Source organism: Hymenobacter arizonensis, from assembly GCF_900115775.1.
Classification (GTDB): domain Bacteria; phylum Bacteroidota; class Bacteroidia; order Cytophagales; family Hymenobacteraceae; genus Hymenobacter; species Hymenobacter arizonensis.
In genome coordinates, this window is record NZ_FOXS01000002.1 from 1,009,178 (window position 1) to 1,025,056 (window position 15,879).

The window sequence follows — 15,879 nt, forward strand, 5'->3', positions numbered from 1 at the left end:
TGAAATACCTAAGCATATTTGGGGCCACTCTCTGGTATTTGCAGCTATCAAAGCAAAACATAATTGCACTCTGCTAATAAAATGCGTGCGTATAATCCTGTGGCGGAGTAAATACCTGCCGGCACTACTTGTTGAGCGATGATATAGAGAGGCTGGCAGGCAGCGGAAAAATGAAATATCCTCTACACAGTGCCTCAGCTGATACTGGAAGCGCAACGCACAATGCCGGTGCACAGCTGGCCGTTTGCTGCAGGACTAAAATATTAATTCCGGTGAGGGTCCTGAACCGAAGGCGTGGCTATCGGGTACGTTTAGTTATGGCGCTATTCCGCTCCTAGGCTCCTGAGCAACGCACTTTGCAAATCGTGCTGACACGGCGTGCGTACTCAACCCACGGACACGGCCGTTGCGGTGGGCAGGTTGATGGTGAACGTGGTGCACACGTCCTGGCAAGTCTCCACGGTGATGTGACCTTTGTGGGTCTTGACAATGTCCTGGCTGATGAACAGGCCGAGGCCCGTGCCTTTAGAGGTGGGCTTGGTGGTAAAAAAGGGAGAAAACAGCTGCTCTTTTTCAACGGCAGAAATGCCGGCCCCATTGTCACGAACCTGAATTTCTGCTCCGTCCTCCCGAAAGATGGTAGCGACAGTGAGCTGGGGCTGGAAATCAGGGTGCCGCAAGGATTTTTCGAGCACGGCGTACATCGCATTATTTAGCAGGCTAAACACTACTGTGCTCATCTCGGTGGGCACTATTCTGATGGAAATGTTATCTGGGTTCGTGCCAATAATAAGCTCTAAGCCAACATGATGATGTGTTTCATCCAACTCGTTTCTGTATGCCACCAGCTGTTCGTCAATGAATGAATTGAGGTCGACTTCGATGAATTCATTCGACTTGACTTGCAGGAGCTTGTCCATGCTGCGGACTATGCGGGTGAGGCTGGCGCCGTGGTCTTTGATTTTGCCTGCGTTGGTTTCAATCATTGCGAGCAGGGGCACCAGTTCGGTCTGAATGGATTCGTCGGCGGCGTAGACTTCCGAGGCAAGCAGCTCCCGGCATTCGGCCAAAAGCTCCAGGGAGATGTCGGAGAAGTTGTTGATGTAGCTCAGCGGGTTGAGCAGCCGGTCTACCAGCCCCTTGGTGAGTTGGCCAATCGAAGCCAGTTTTTCCTGCCGGATTAGCTGCTCCTGGGTTTCGCGCAGGTCGGCCAGCGTGCGCTTCAGGCCTTCCAGTAAGTCGTCCGACTTTCGCTGCTCGACCAATAGCTCGCTGGTACGGGCGTCGAGCTCCTGGCGCGTCGTGGAGAGGTCGGTCACCATTTTATTGAACGCCGTGCCCAACTCCCCAATCTCATCGCGCGAATTGCTTTGCACGCGCTGGGTGAGGTCGCCGCGCCCCACTTTGGTGGCGGCATCGCGGAGCTTCAGCACCGGCACCGATATGCTTTTGGCCAAACCAAAACCAATTCCGATGCCGATGCTGAACACCAGGAAGCTGAAAAACAGCGAGGTGATGCGAATCTGCCGTTTGCTCTGCACAATTTCTCGGGTGGAAAACGACAGCATGATTTCGCCGGTCATCATGGGTGTGCTAAAACTGGTTCGCTTGACCACCGAGGAGTCGCTGGAAGTGGCGTCGACGTTTACCTTCTTCTGTTCGGGATAGGTCTTGAAGACGGTCCGGTCGATGCGGTACCGGGTGCGGTTGGCGTCCCAAACGGTATCGGTGTGGAGCAAGCTCACAAATTGCAGGAGGGGGTCTTTCTTCACGAAGTCCATGGCCGTTTGCACGCCCTGGAAGTTCTGTTCGGTCATGGCAATTTTCACCCCTAGCGCCACCGTGTTAGCGTGGTTTTGCACGTCCTTGTTGAAGTTGTTCAGCAGGCTGCGCTCCTGAATGACAGGCAGGTAGAAGAGGACGAAAAAGGAGAACAGCAGGACAATGCTCGTCACCGCCAACCAGATTTTGGTCTTGACCGTGAGGCGCATGTGACGGACCACGTTCAAGGCGGCCGAATGACGTGAGTTGTTTACCATACCAGGCGGGCCCGTTGGTAGCAGGCCGAATAGGGGCTGTCCTTATAAAAACTTCTTCCCGTCGATGGTGATGGTTTTACTGCTCGGGGCGGGTTGGTTGACTACGCCAATGGCTCCGGTGGTTTGGGCAACAAAATCGGTTAGCTCGGCTTCGGAATTGAAGAAGTTGGGCGCATCTGCTTTGCCTTGGAACACCAGCGCCAACCAGTACTTGTTCAGCTCGTTGGCGCTCATGTTGTAGATTTTCTTGCTGGTGTTCTGGCCAATGGGCGTGGTGGTTTTCAGGAGGGCTATCACCACTTTGCTGCCGTCGGGCCAGCGAAGCTTTTCCCCCTTCATGGTCGACCTCAGCTGCTCTAGCTTCATTTCGGGCGGCACGCCTTTGCCGTTGCCAATGACCACGAGGTTGAGGTCCTGCGCGCGCGCCGGTGCGCGGCAGTGCACCATGAGAAGCAGTAAGCAGAACGTAAATCGATACACCCAAGCCATATAGAACGAATTAAAAGCCAACGGCAACCTGGAAAGTGACCCTGTCGTGGTTGGAGTGCAAGTGGCTGTTGGCGCGTTGGTATTCGAGTTTCAGGACGGCCAGGTAGCTCAACTCATAGCGCAGGCCGGCCACGAAGGATTGGGTGTTGTCGGAGAGAAAGTACACTTCGCGGTTGCTGGTAAACCGAATGTCGTCGAAGCGGACGTAGGGAATGAATTTCTCGGTAAGGCGCAGGCCCGCGTACACGTAAGAAGCCACGGCGCGCTGCATGCCCAGGCTGTCGGACTGGCTGGAGACCATGCTGCTTTCGGCCAGTAATTCGAATTTCCTGGAGGAAACTGAATCAGTGTAGGAAATGGAGCCCGTCACGATGTCCTGATTTATCCGGGTGAGGGCCACTGGCCTCACCCCGCCATTGCCCGAGTGGTTGTGCATGGTGCTGCCTTTCGAGATGGCATCGTGGTAGAGGGAGGCGCCCAACCGCATGCCGTCGGTGGGCTTGATGTGCACGGCCAGCGTCACGGACTTTACCGGGTTGTTGTCGACCACATCGCCCGACCCGATGCCGTTGCCCACCATAGCATCGTAGCCGAAGCGGATGGCACCCAGGTTTTGCCCCTGCAAGCTCACGCCCGTGGTGTGCAGCGGAATAATGCCCTGTGCGAACAGCAGGGGCCGGTCGATGGTGGGGAAGAACACCCGGCCGTGGTGGTAGGTGTCGTTCCAGTAGTTGATGGGCGTGTGGTGCTTGCCCAGCAAGACGCTGTGGTTGCCCGCGTAGTTATACTTCAGGATGATGCGCTCGACACTGATGTTAAAATTAGTGGGCGAAGCGAGCGAGAACCTGAACACGGTTTCTCCGAGGAAGGACAGGCGCTCCGTTATCTCGGAGGTGATAAACAAGTCCTGTTCGCCAAGGCCAAAGTTTACTTTGCCGTTTTCGTAGTAGGTCAGGGCGTCGACGAACCCTCTGATATGGGTTCGTTGAGCGGAGGCGCGTGGAATGACGCCCACAAGCAAACCAAGTAGCAGGACAATGCGTGAGTAAAAGTTTATTTTCATACGCCACGCATTATTTTTTGACGGCTCCAGGCTTGAGAAGGAAAGAGTGTTTCTCTATTTAGTAGCGGCCCATTGCCACTACAGAAAGCCCGCTCACGAGAACACTGGGCAAGTGCTTACTTGTTATAATTCTTATTTAATAAAGTATTATAACACAACGCTGCCAAATATACTTCAAGATTTGATTATCATAGTGCAATAAGATAAAATTGGCAGCAATGTGTTGAGCGAGCTAACAGTTGAGCCGACTATTCATTTCTATGAACTCATTATCGCACCTAGCCGCTGTTGCCAAGTTCCGCGCCGATGTAGGTGTTGAGGGTGCCGAGCAGGTGCAGGCAGAGATTGCCGCCCGAATTGCTAATGCCCGGCTCGACGTGCCACAACGCTTTCTTGTCCTGATAAGCCTCTATTTCCTGCCCCAGCTCGTTCAGGTCGCGGTCGAAGAGCGTTTTTAGGACGGCTACCAACATGGTGGGTTTAGGTGAGGAGTTAGGGATTGCCATCCAATTTTGAAAATCGCACTTCAACTGTTTCGCTAACGAAGCTGTTTGAATGCCAAGTAAAAGACAGAGAGCTTTATCTGATTCTCTGTTCCATTAACCTTAGAAGCAGCGGTAATGAGTACTCCAGTTGTGATTGAACGTGTCTATGAGGCCCCCATTGAAAAAGTGTGGCAGGCCCTAACCAATACGTTGGCCATGAGGGAGTGGTACTTCCCCCAACTGCAGCAATTCGAGCCCGTGGCTGGGTTCCGGTTTGCGTTTGCCGGTGATGGGTCGCCCTACGGGAAAGAGTGGGTGGTGACGAACGTGGTAGCCGGGCAAAAACTAGCGCACACCTGGGCCTACAAGAACTACCCCGGTAGCTCGGAAGTGACCTTCACCCTAGCTGAGCAGGGCGATAATACCCGGCTTACCCTCACGCACACCGGCCTGGAAAGCTTCCCGGATGACCCCCACTTTGCCCGCCGCCGATTTGAAGATGGCTGGGCCCAGATTCTGGGTAGCAACCTGAAGGAGTATCTGAAAAGGAATAGTTGAATAGCTCGTTGGAAACAAGGCTGCCCGCGCTACGATGGCTACCCGCGGGGCCCGCAAGCTATTCAGCTCCGGCGCTGGGGGCGGCCAAGAGAAACTAGTCGCGGCGTAGGTTTCGGTGGGGTTGGAAATGAAGCCGCCCGCTTCCGGTTGGGGAGCGGGCGGTTTTTGCGTTTCAAGGCAAATAGATAATTACTTCTTCTTGGTAGCTGTATGAATGTTATTGGCATTAGTTAAGCCTATAACATAAGAGACTAGCAAATTCTTGAATTTAGAGTTGCCAAGCAAAGGCAGTACCTTAAGAAGGCTGCGAAAATACATGCCTCTTATCCTGCTAAACATTGTGTAATTTTTATAATACATCTTTTTAAGCTCCGCTTGAGAAGTAATTTTGAGAAGGCCTTCATTAACATTTATAGTTATTAATGGATATTCCGCTGCTCCCTCTGCAGTCAGAATTACTTCTCTATCTAAGCTATAGCTGATAGCCTGCATAAATTTTATAACAGCACCAATTTGAGGCTGCTGTTTAAATTCTCTGGGGTCAATATCAAATTCAATTTCATCTTGTAAAAAGAAATGGCAATTGACAGTTATGCCTTCAATTGTGAACGAAGTGCTTCTGCGGTCAAGCTCGCCTGATTCATCCACAAACATTCTTTTTACATAGTCTTTATCAATGCCGGACCTAGTGTCTCCTTCTTCTTCCGAAGGACCAAAATGCGGGTTGTAATTCTCATTTATAAAATCAATCAACTGCATCCAAACGTCTATACTCACCTCTTGAACATAGATATCTAGTAAGCCACCATCTGGCTCAAATATCCATTTGTGTTCTTCCCATTGTTCATTCATGTGTTAAACTTAATACCTCCGCAGGGAGGTGAAATCTACTTCCAAATCGGCCGCGCCCCCATCACAAACACCACCGTGCCACCCTTCGCCACGTCCTGCTGCGCCAGAAACGGCTGCGTCAGCTTTTGCCCGTTGAGGGTGACTTGCTGCACGTAGACGTTTTTGGCGCTTTGGTTTTTGACCTGAATGGTGAATTGCTGGCCGTTTTCGAGGTGCAGGATGGCGCCGTGCACGAGGGGGCTGCCGAGGGCGTATTGACCCGAGCCGGGGGCGACGGGGTAGAAGCCGAGGGCCGAGAAGAGGTACCAGGCACTCATCTGGCCGCAGTCGTCGTTGCCGCCGAGGCCGTCGGGGGTGGGGTGGTACTGGCGGGCGAGGATGTTGCGGACCTGGGCCTGGGTGCGCCAGGGCTGGTCGGTGTAGTTGTAGAGGTAGGCGGCGTGGTGGGCGGGCTCGTTGCCGTGCACGTAGCCCCCAATGATGCCCTCACGGGTGATGTCCTCGGTTTCGGCGAAGAACGAGTCGGGCAGGTGCATGGTGAAGAGCGAATCGAGGTGGGGCACGAAGCGGCGGTTGCCGCCCATGCGCGCAATGAGGCCGGCGGGGTCGTGGGGCACGGCGAGGGTGTAGTTCCAGGCGTTGCCCTCGATGAAGCCCTGGCCGTTGGTGCTGAGCACGTCGAACTTGGGGCGGAAGCTGCCGTCGGCCAGGCGCGGGCGCATGGCGTTGGCGCGCGGGTCGAACACGTTTTGCCAGTTGGTGGCGCGCTTGCTGAACTCCTGGTAGAGGTCGGCGTGGCCGAGCTTCTGGGCGAGCTGGGCGATGCACCAGTCGTCGTAGGCAAACTCCAGAGTGGTGGAGACGGAGGTGCCGCTGCGCTCGTTGGGCACGTAGCCGCGGGTGATGTAGTCCCCGAGGCCGTCGTACCAGCGGTGGCGGGCGGTGGCCACGCAGGCGGCCAGGGCGCGCTCGGCCTGGGCGGGCGGCACGGCGCCGTTGAGCACGGCATCGGCAATTACCGAGACGCTGTGGTAGCCGCTCATGCACCAGTTTTCATTGGCGTGGTGGCTCCAGACGGGCAGCATGTGCTCGGCGCTCTGGTCGTAGTGGGCCAACATGGACTGCACCATGTCGGCGTTGCGCTTCGGCTGGATGAGGTTGAAGAGCGGGTGCAGGGCCCGGAAAGTATCCCAGAGCGAGAAGGTGGTGTAGTTCGTGAAGCCCTCGGCTCGGTGGGTTTGCTGGTCGAGGCCGCGGTACTGGCCGTCGGTGTCCTGGTAGATGGTAGGGCTGAGGCAGGCGTGGTAGAGAGCCGTGTAGAAGTTCTCCTTATCGGCCCGGTTGGGCGTTTGGATGGTGACTTTGCTCAGCTCCTGCTGCCAGAGCTGCTGGCCGGCGCGGCGGGTCTGGTCGAAGTTCCAGCCGGGCAGCTCGGCGCGCATGTTGGCCAGCGCGCCGGCCGCGCTCACAGGCGAGATGGCAAACTTGACCTTAATTTTCTCGCCGGCCACGGTGCTGAAATCAAAGTAGAGGCGCAGCTGGCGGCCGGCCTGCTCAGGCCATCCTTGCGTCTGGTCGAAGCGGCCCCAAAAACCGCGGTAAACTTCCTTGGGGTCGTATTTGCGGGCGCCGTAGGTTTTGAAGGGCTTCGAGAACTGCATGGCGAAGTACTCGGTGCGGGTGCGGCCCCAGCCGGTGGTTTGGCGGTAGCCGGTCACGAGCGAGTCGTTTTCGATGCGCACGTAGCTCCACACGTTCTTATCGGGGTAGTTGTAGATGCCGGCCATCATATCCAGAATGATGTGAGCTGGCTCGGTGCCCGGAAACGTGTATTGGTGGAAGCCCACGCGGGTGGTGGCCGTGAGCTCGGCGGTGATGTTGTGGTCGTCGAGCTTCACCTTGTAATAGGCCGGCTCGGCTACCTCGTTCTTATGCGAGAATGCGGAGCGGTAGCCACTCTGGGGCCGGTCAGCGGTGCCGGTGTTGAGCTGCAGCGGGCCGGTGGTGGGCATGATGAGGAAGTCGCCCAAATCGGAGTGTCCCGTGCCGCTGAAATGCGTGTGGCTGAAGCCGACGATGGTGCGGTCGTCGTAGTTGTAGCCTGCGCAATACTTGTAGATGTCGGGGTTGTATTTGCCGTTCAGCTCGTAGCTCAGCGTGTCAGTATCGGGCGAGAGCTGCACCATGCCGAAGGGCACGGTGGCGCCGGGGTAGGTGTGGCCCATCTTCTGGGTGCCCACCATGGGGTGGGCGTACTGCACGAGGTTTTCGGGGGCTTTTTGGGCTTGAATAGCCGTTGCAGACAGAAGCAACAGGAGCAGAAGTTTCTTCGGCTTCTTCATACGGGTAGTGCGAATTAGGCGGCAATATCCAGTAATTCGGGCCATGAATAACTGCTTGCATTGTGGCGCCACAACCGCTAATCCCAAATACTGCTCCCGCTCACATGCGGCCATTCATACCAACCAACAGGCTCCTAAGCGGCTGCTAACGCGCAAATGTGCCGACTGCGATGTTTTGATTCCCGCGAGCCGGCAGTTTTGCGCTGTGCACGGCAAACGCAAAGCCGACTATAGCCAGCTAACCGTGGCGCAACTCAAAGCCAAAGATGCTATCAAGCACCCCAGTTACTACCGTGGCTATCTCAACAGCATTACGCGGCTGCTAAATGCCCATCGGCCCCGCGTATGTCAATCGTGCGGCTATGACAAGCACGTCGAATACTGCCACAAACTGCCCATCAAATCTTTTCCTGATTCGGCTACGGTAGAGAAGGTATCAGGAGCGGAAAATATTCTGGTGCTGTGCCCAAACTGCCACTGGGAATACGACCACGGTCTCCTATCAATAAACCCCACACGGGGCGGCCTTAGCTAGGAAGGTCGCCCCGTGTGGGGTTCAAAAAAGTGGACCTGACAGGAATCCAACCTGTACTCTAGCCCTTAGGAGAGGCTTGCTTTATGCAGTTAAGCTACAGGTCCGGTTGGCAAACGTGCTCAGCAAATATAACGCACGACTGCGGATTATGGGTTCAATCTACGACTTATACAGCAGCACGATGATAAACGACAGCACCGTCAGAATCAGCCCGACCATGAACACCGAGTAGCTGGTGCGCAGCAGGCCGTATTTGCGGGAAAGCACCTCGCCGAGGTAGTACACGTCGGTCACCATGTTGGTGTAGAGGCCTTCTTTCTGGCGCATGAGCTCGCGGATGCCGTCCTGGAAGTTGTCAAGGCTGAGCTTGGTGAAGTTGCCGAAGAACAGCAGGTTGACGCGGCGGTTGGTGGCAATCTGGGGGCTTTTCTTTAGCCACTTGAAGCTCGTGACGTCGGGCTGGGCCGAGAGAATGGCCGTGACCACCGAGGCCAGTGAGGTAAGCAGCAAGATGCTCATCGGGATGGCCAGTACCGGGTTTCGCGTGAACTCCGGGCCCAGGGTCGAGCTTTTAGCACCCAGGTAGGTAATGATGACCGACAGCAGCACCGCATTGAGCGAAATCATCATGCTGGCCTTTTTATCGGCCATGTCCGACAGCTTCATGTGGTTGTTGTACATGGTGCGGAACATGGTTTCCACGCCGCGCTTGGGGTCGGCGAACGTATCGGTCGCGGCTTCGACCTTTTTCTTCTTTTTCTTCTCGGTTTTTTTGAGTCGTTCGCGCTGCTCGGCCACGTTCTCTTTGAAGGCTTGGGCGTAGCGCTCCTTGCCGGCCTCCGACTCGTACTTGTGCTCGAGCATGAAGTTGAGCTGCTGCTCAGCCCACTCGGGGTTGGTGTACGTCTTGCCCAGCACCAATTCCCATTCGGTGCGCAGGAGCTCGGCGTTGGAGCGAAAATCTTCGCGCGCCAGGTTGCTCATGTCGGCGTCGGTGAGCAGCTTTTGTAGCTCGGTTTCGGGCTCCGAGTCGCGGTGCGTGGCCTTGATGAGGTCCTGCACCAGCTGCGTGCGGGCGGCATCGGCGCCGCGCTCGGTGAGCCAGGCACTGGCGCGCTCCATGCTGCGAAACTCGTGGCCGTCGTACACGTCCAGGTAGCCGGTATCGTGAAACCAGGCGGCCACCAGCAGGGCTTCGGTGTCTTCGGGGCTCAGGTTGGCGTCGGTGGCCAGGGCGCGGCATTCTTTAACCACGGCCTCGGTGTGGCGCAGCGAATGGTAGGTAAGCTTGGCCGTCAACTCCTTGTTAAAAAGCTCCGTTACGTAAGCCTGCGCGTCTTTCACCAAGGCAGAAACTTTGGTTTTGGGCGCCTTCCCGGCCACCTCCGCGGGGAGGGCTGGGGCTGCTGAAGGGGTAGTACTTTCGGGAGATGCCGTCGGTGCGCCCGGGGCCACAAGGGAGGCGGTTACGACGGTATCGGGGGTGATTTCTTCCATGACAGGCGAAGCTACGGCCGGTTCATCCGGCGGGCTTGCCAGCATTGAACGCGAAGCGTTGAATAGAAGTTAAAAAACACAAGCCTAACCGCACCGCAGCGCTTTGCGTAACGGGCCTATGCAGGCCATTCCCGCGCCGGTCGTACGTTTACTTCAGTACCCTGCGTTAGGGCTTCGGTGCCCCATCCATTTTTAGCTTTATGCCCTTATTTTTTCGCTTTCGACCCGCGCTGCTAACGCTTTGCGCGGTTTTGGCGTTCCCATTGAGTACCCTGGCCCAGGGCGAGTCTGACCAAAACCCCAAATACTCCCGACCCAACTACCGCGGCCCGGGCGTTGGCTGGGAAAAGAACCTGCCGCCCGACAGCTCACGCATTCGGTATTCGGTGTTTTTGATTGGCGATGTGGGCAAGCCCATCGACGCGGCAAAGGGCGGCGAGCCGTCGCTGAATTTCATGCGCAAGCAGATTATGGCGGCGGGGGCCAAGAGCACCACCATTTACCTCGGCGATAATATTTACGAGTACGGCATGCCCGAGGAAGGCGCCTACGACCGCAAGGAGTCGGAGCGCCGCCTGCGCGACCAGATTGACGTGCTGCGCGGCTACCAGGGCGAGAAATACATGATTCCGGGCAACCACGACTGGAAGCAAGGCCTGAAAGGGGGCTTGGAGCAGGTGCTGCGCGAGCAGCGCTACGCCGAAGCCTACATGGGCAGCGACTCGGCCGCTTTTTCCTACACCGGCGACTTCATCACCCCGGCCGACGGCTGCCCCGGCCCCTACGAAATCCGGCTGCAGGACGACTTGGTGCTCATCACCATCAACTCGCAGTGGTTCCTGACGCAGCAAAACGAGCGGCCCTACGGCTCGAGCGGCGGCTGCGGCGTCGACGACGAGACCGATTTCATGGCCCAGCTCGAGGACATCATTGCCCGCAACAAAGACAAGAACATCATGGTGGTGGGGCACCACCCCTTGTTTAGCGACGGCGTGCACGGCGGCTACTTCACGCTGGCCGACCACATTTTCCCGCTCAGCATCGTGCGGAAGTACGCGTTTTTGCCGCTGCCCATCATTGGGTCCATCTACCCGTTTGCCCGCAAGTACGGCGGCATTAGTCAGGACATAGCCTACCCGGCCTACCAGGCCTACAAGCAGGGGCTGATGAACATCTTCAACAAGTACCCCAACATTATTTACGCGGCCGGCCACGAGCACAACCTGCAGTACTTTAAGGAGGGCGACACGCACTGCATCGTGAGCGGCTCGGGCTGCAAAACCCAGCACGTGAAGCCCGGCAAAGACGGTGGCGCCATTTTCTCGGACAAGGAGAAGGGCTTTGCCCGTGTGAACTACTACGACGACGGGCAGGTCTGGACCGAATACTTTGTGCCCGAAGGCAACGGCGATAAGGCCCGCGTGGTGTTCCGGAGCCCGCTCTACGCCAAAACCACCGGCGACGTGGCCACCACCCCGGCGCCCCCCGTGACGCCCGAGGGCAAGCGCAAGAAGCGAGACGACCAAGCCGTGGCCGTGCAGCCCCTGCCCCTGGCCCGGCCGGACTTCCGCGACAGCACCGTGACGGTGGCCATAAACCCGGACTACAACAAGCACGGCCGCGTGCACAACTGGCTGCTCGGCAAGCACTACCGCGCAGCGTGGGCCACGCCCGTGAAGCTGCCCGTGCTGGACCTGGCCACCGCCAAAGGCGGCCTGGTGCCCTACAAAACCGGCGGCGGCAAGCAAACGCTTTCGCTGAAGCTGCGCAACGAAGCCGGCCACAACTTCTCGCTGCGGGGCATCGACAAGGACCCCGCCGCCGTGCTGCCCGAAAACCTGCGCACCGGCCTGGCCAAAGACGTGCTGCAGGACCAGATTTCGGCCCAGCACCCCTACGGCTCGTTTGTGCTGCCGCCGCTGGCCACCGCCGCGGGCATTCTGCACACCAACCCCGAGCCCGTTTACATTCCGCAAGACCCCCTGCTGGGCCAGTACTACGGCACCTTTGCCAACCGGCCTGCGGCCCTGGAAGAGGACGCCAAAGACGACCAAAGCAATGTGGCCAGCCTGGGCTACGCCAAAAACCTGGTGGGCACGGAGCGCGTGCTCGAGCGCGTGCTGGAAGACAACGACAATAAAGTGGACGCGGTGGCCTTTGCCCGCTCGCGCCTCTTCGACATGTGGGTGGGCGACTGGGACCGGCACGAAGACCAGTGGCGCTGGGCCGAGGTGAAGAGCAAGGACGGCGACCGCACCTTCACGGCCGTGCCCGAAGACCGCGACATTGTGTTCTTTAAGGGCGATGGCCTGCTGCCTTACCTGGTGAGCCGCAAGTTTGCGATTCGCAACTTCCAGAATTTCGGCTACGACTACGCCGACTACAAGGGCCTGAACCAAACCGCGCTGGCCAACGACCGCACCTTCCTGAGCGGCGTAACGCGCGAGCAGTGGGTGGCCCAGGCCACTTACATGAAGGAAAACCTGACCGATGCCATCATCGAGAAGGCGTTTCGGGAGCGGTGGTCCAAGGAGATTTACGACCTGCACGCCGCCGAAATCATTGCCAAGCTCAAGAGCCGGCGCGAGCTGCTGCCCGACCTGGCTGCCAAGTATTCCAACCTGCTCTCGGAGATTGTGGAAGTGCGCGGCAGCGAGAAGAACGAGAAGTTCGTGGTAGAGCGCCTGCCCAACGGCAACAGCCGCGTGCAGGTGCGCAAAATCACGAAGGAGGGCCGGCTCACCAAGACGATGTTTGAGCGCGAAGTGGAGTACGGCGTGACCAAGGAGCTGCGCCTCTACGGTATCAGCGGCAACGACGTGTACGAGGTGAAGGGCCAGGCCAACAAAGGCATTAAGATGCGGCTGATAGGCGGCACCGGCCGCGACACCATCACGGACGTGAGCAACGTGGCCGGCTTCCGGCACAAAATTCAGGTGTACGACGGCGACACCGGCAACGTCATCAACACCGGCAAGGATGCGCGCCTGCGCCTGGAGCCGGGCGTGGACGTGAGCCGCTACGACCACCCCAAGCGTTTCGACCTTAAAGACTACCGCCTCAACTACACGGGCCCGGCCCTGTTCTTCGGGTTCAACATCGACGACGGCATTTTGCTGGGCGGTGGCGTTACGCACCGCCGCTACGGCTTCCGCCGCGAGCCTTTTGCCTCAGAGCAAACCCTGGTAGCCAACTTTGCCCCGGCCCGCGAAGCCTACAACCTGCGCTACACCGGGCAGTTTACGCGGGTGTTTGGCAAGCACGACCTGCGCGTGTCCGCCCAGTATTTCGGCCCGCAGCTGCTCTACAACTTCTTTGGCATTGGCAACGACACCGAGAACTTTGCCCGGCCCGATGCCGACCGCGACCGGGTGACGGTGCGCACCGTGAACTCGGCGTATCGGGTGCGGTTCGAGCGCCTCACCATTGCCCCCACGCTGGAGCGCAAGCTGTTCAGCTTCCTTACCATGGGCTACGGCCCGCAGTACGACCGGTTTGAGGTTGAAAAGTCGCCCATCGGCTCCGTTATCCTCGACAGCCTTACCACTACCGCTGGTGAAACCACCTACGAAAACCGCCGCTTCGGTATTCGGGCCTCGGATTTCCGGCCCAACCACTACCTCGGTGGTTTGCTGTACTTCAACCTCGACGCCAGCTCGTCGCCCAAGAACCCGCGCATCGGCATCCGGTGGTACAACGAGGCCCAGTACAACTTCCAGCTCAACGACGAGCGGCTGCGCTTTGGCCGCCTCACCTCGGAAATTCGGGCCTACCTCACACCCAACTTCCCCTTGCACATCACCTACGCCGGCCGCCTGGGCGTGACGCGCAACATTGGTGACTACCGCTTTTACCAGGCCAATACCCTGGGCGGCACCACCAACCTGCGCGGCTACCGCCGCACGCGCTACGCCGGCCGCGGCAGCCTCTACGGCAACTTCGAGGCCCGCATTCAGCTGCTGTCCTTTAATGCCTACCTGTTTCCGGGCAAGCTCGGTGTGCTGGGCTTGGCCGATGCCGGCCGTGTGTATTCTGACAACGACGTGCGCACCGGCCTAGGCGCGCTGCACACCGGTTTCGGGGGCGGCGTCTACGTCGACATCCTCAAGCAAGCTGTTATCAACGTCACGTACTCGAAAGGGGAGGAGCGGTTGCTGTTCCTTGGCTTCGACTTCCTGTTCTAACTAATAAGCTCCGGCACACGCGCCGCAGAGCAACACATTGTCAGCCCGTTTTCGGAGCTGGTCGGCCCACAGGGCTGGCTAGCTTTGGAAACGGGCTAATTTTTTGCCCAAATTTTCCGTCGTTACAGGGTGTGCTTCAATGTACAAAATTTGGGCTTTTTCATAAACTCCTCACATTGCACGAAACCTTATTGATTTCGTTTAAACCAACTTTTCCTAACAGTGAATTCAATTTTAACTGAGTTTATTTTATTTTTTCTGACAAAAACGGCCATAACCTTAATTATTTGGCAACGTTGAACCCGCTGATTGCCGAAAAGAACCCCTCGGCTCTCCGTCCCGCTAAATTCATTTCCACCTTTTCCACATCCTATTTCCAACTACTACATGAAGAAGGTATACCTCTCCGCGCTGGCCCTATTGGGCAGCGCTACCTCTTTGCTCGCGCAGGATGCCCTGGTGCGCAAGCCCCTCAACCTGACGCCTGTTCGGCAAGAAGCTCCTGGCCGCAACTGCGCTACCATGGAAGTGTTTGAGGGCCAGCTGGCTGCCGACCCGGCCCGTGCCCAGCGCATGGAAGCCATTGAAGCCCAAACCCGTCGTTACTTGGCCCAGCCCACCATGCTGCAGCGCTCCTCGGCTACTGCCGATGGTGTCATCACCATTCCGGTGGTGGTACATGTGGTGTACAATACTGCCGACCAGAACGTACCCCAGAGCCAAATCGACGCTCAGATTAAAGTCCTGAATGACGACTTCGCCAGAATGAACAGCGACGCTGGCAATGTGCCGGCGCTTTACGCTGGCGTGGCCTCGGCCACCAACGTGCGCTTTGTGCTGGCTACCCGCACGCCCACCGGTGGTGCCACCAACGGCGTAGTGCGCGTGTCAACCAAAACCCGCTCCTTCAGCAGCAACGATGCTGTGAAGAACAGCAAGCGCGGTGGCAGCGACGCCTGGCCGGCGGGCAGCTACCTCAACCTGTGGCTTTGCAACCTGGGCAGCGGCCTGCTGGGTTATGCCCAGTTCCCGGGCGGCCCCGCGGCTACCGATGGTGTAGTTTGCCTGTATTCCTCGGTGCCCGGCGGCACTGCTACCAGCTACAACCTGGGCCGCACGGCCACGCACGAAGTGGGCCACTGGCTGAACCTGCGCCACATCTGGGGCGATGCTTCCTGCGGCAACGACCTGGTGGCCGACACCCCCACCCAGCAGACCAGTAATGGCGGCTGCCCTGTTTTTCCTAAAATTACCTGCAACAACCAGGGCGACATGAGCATGAACTACATGGACTACACCTTCGACCGGTGCATGTACATGTTCACGGCTGGCCAAAGCAGCCGCATGGATGCCCTCTTTACCGTGGGCGGCGCCCGCGAGTCGCTGAAAACCTCTAACGGAGCCGCAGTGCAGCGCCAAGTGGCCGCAGTAGCACCCGTGTCGTTCTACCCCAACCCGGCTTCCGACGTGCTGAACCTGGAAATCCCGGGTAAAACCAAGAGCACCTACGCCATCAGCGTGTACGACCTGCGCGGCCAGCAAATGTCGCAGGTGCGCTACGATGGCGACGGCCACGTGCAGGTAGCCTCGCTGCCCAAGGGCCTGTACTACATCCGCATCGCCAATGGCACGGAGGTAACTCACCAGCGCTTCGAAAAAGAATAGTAGCTACGGCGCCTGCCTTTGCTTGAATTAAGAGTCGCCCGTGGGGCGACTCTTTTTTTGCCTTCAGCGGGAAATAAAAAAATGTCATAAGCATTCTTGTATTTCTGCTAATAATGGAATTCTACCTGTTGAATCCCCGAGTTTGATTTCATCTATTCAAAAGATGATGC

Annotated in this window: 11 protein-coding genes and 1 tRNA gene; 4 read left to right on the top strand and 8 right to left on the bottom strand. The window is 57.7% G+C overall.

Annotation, left to right across the window (positions count from 1 at the left end; all coding sequences use genetic code 11):
- Nucleotides 1–386: 386 nt before the first annotated feature.
- From BMZ66_RS10645 to BMZ66_RS10660, 4 genes are all read right to left on the bottom strand, one after another.
- Complete coding sequence (locus BMZ66_RS10645; RefSeq protein WP_234795071.1) at nucleotides 387–2,003, bottom strand: sensor histidine kinase; 1,617 nt, start codon at nucleotides 2,001–2,003, stop codon at nucleotides 387–389.
- A 78-nt stretch (nucleotides 2,004–2,081) separates the two neighbouring features.
- Nucleotides 2,082–2,486: a hypothetical protein gene (locus tag BMZ66_RS10650; RefSeq protein ID WP_092672272.1), complete on the bottom strand. Its 405-nt coding sequence runs from the start codon at nucleotides 2,484–2,486 to the stop codon at nucleotides 2,082–2,084.
- A 52-nt stretch (nucleotides 2,487–2,538) separates the two neighbouring features.
- Nucleotides 2,539–3,591: a hypothetical protein gene (locus BMZ66_RS10655; protein WP_143080149.1), complete on the bottom strand. Its 1,053-nt coding sequence runs from the start codon at nucleotides 3,589–3,591 to the stop codon at nucleotides 2,539–2,541.
- 278 nt (nucleotides 3,592–3,869) lie between these two features.
- Nucleotides 3,870–4,064 carry a hypothetical protein gene (locus BMZ66_RS10660; RefSeq protein WP_092672278.1) on the bottom strand — a complete coding sequence of 65 codons (195 nt, stop codon included), beginning with the start codon at nucleotides 4,062–4,064 and terminating at the stop codon, nucleotides 3,870–3,872.
- A 147-nt stretch (nucleotides 4,065–4,211) separates the two neighbouring features.
- Here BMZ66_RS10660 and BMZ66_RS10665 point away from each other — a divergent pair, with 147 nt between their 5' ends.
- Nucleotides 4,212–4,634 (top strand): SRPBCC family protein, encoded by a 423-nt coding sequence (locus BMZ66_RS10665; RefSeq protein WP_092672281.1) that lies wholly within the window; start codon nucleotides 4,212–4,214, stop codon nucleotides 4,632–4,634.
- Nucleotides 4,635–4,823: 189 nt separating this feature from the next.
- Here the strand turns inward: BMZ66_RS10665 and BMZ66_RS10670 are convergent, their stop codons facing one another.
- Together BMZ66_RS10670 and BMZ66_RS10675 are read right to left on the bottom strand one after the other, a co-directional pair.
- Nucleotides 4,824–5,486 (bottom strand): hypothetical protein, encoded by a 663-nt coding sequence (locus BMZ66_RS10670; RefSeq protein ID WP_092672284.1) that lies wholly within the window; start codon nucleotides 5,484–5,486, stop codon nucleotides 4,824–4,826.
- A gap of 35 nt (nucleotides 5,487–5,521) precedes the next feature.
- A complete protein-coding gene (locus BMZ66_RS10675; protein ID WP_092672287.1) occupies nucleotides 5,522–7,828 on the bottom strand; it encodes a GH92 family glycosyl hydrolase in 2,307 nt (768 codons plus the stop codon).
- Nucleotides 7,829–8,033: 205 nt separating this feature from the next.
- Here BMZ66_RS10675 and BMZ66_RS10680 point away from each other — a divergent pair, with 205 nt between their 5' ends.
- A complete protein-coding gene (locus BMZ66_RS10680; RefSeq protein ID WP_177204686.1) occupies nucleotides 8,034–8,363 on the top strand; it encodes an HNH endonuclease in 330 nt (109 codons plus the stop codon).
- Between the two features lie 30 nt (nucleotides 8,364–8,393).
- On the opposite strand, the gene BMZ66_RS10685 is transcribed toward BMZ66_RS10680, so the two are convergent.
- Together BMZ66_RS10685 and BMZ66_RS10690 are read right to left on the bottom strand one after the other, a co-directional pair.
- A tRNA-Arg gene (locus BMZ66_RS10685) sits at nucleotides 8,394–8,467 on the bottom strand.
- A gap of 55 nt (nucleotides 8,468–8,522) precedes the next feature.
- A complete protein-coding gene (locus BMZ66_RS10690; protein ID WP_092673042.1) occupies nucleotides 8,523–9,860 on the bottom strand; it encodes a Pycsar system effector family protein in 1,338 nt (445 codons plus the stop codon).
- A gap of 200 nt (nucleotides 9,861–10,060) precedes the next feature.
- Between BMZ66_RS10690 and BMZ66_RS10695 the strand changes: the two genes are divergently transcribed.
- On the top strand, nucleotides 10,061–14,044 hold the full coding sequence (locus BMZ66_RS10695) for a metallophosphoesterase (protein WP_092672293.1): 3,984 nt from the start codon (nucleotides 10,061–10,063) through the stop codon (nucleotides 14,042–14,044).
- Nucleotides 14,045–14,431: 387 nt separating this feature from the next.
- Nucleotides 14,432–15,709 (top strand): M43 family zinc metalloprotease, encoded by a 1,278-nt coding sequence (locus tag BMZ66_RS10700; protein ID WP_177204687.1) that lies wholly within the window; start codon nucleotides 14,432–14,434, stop codon nucleotides 15,707–15,709.
- The last annotated feature ends 170 nt before the right edge of the window (nucleotides 15,710–15,879 follow it).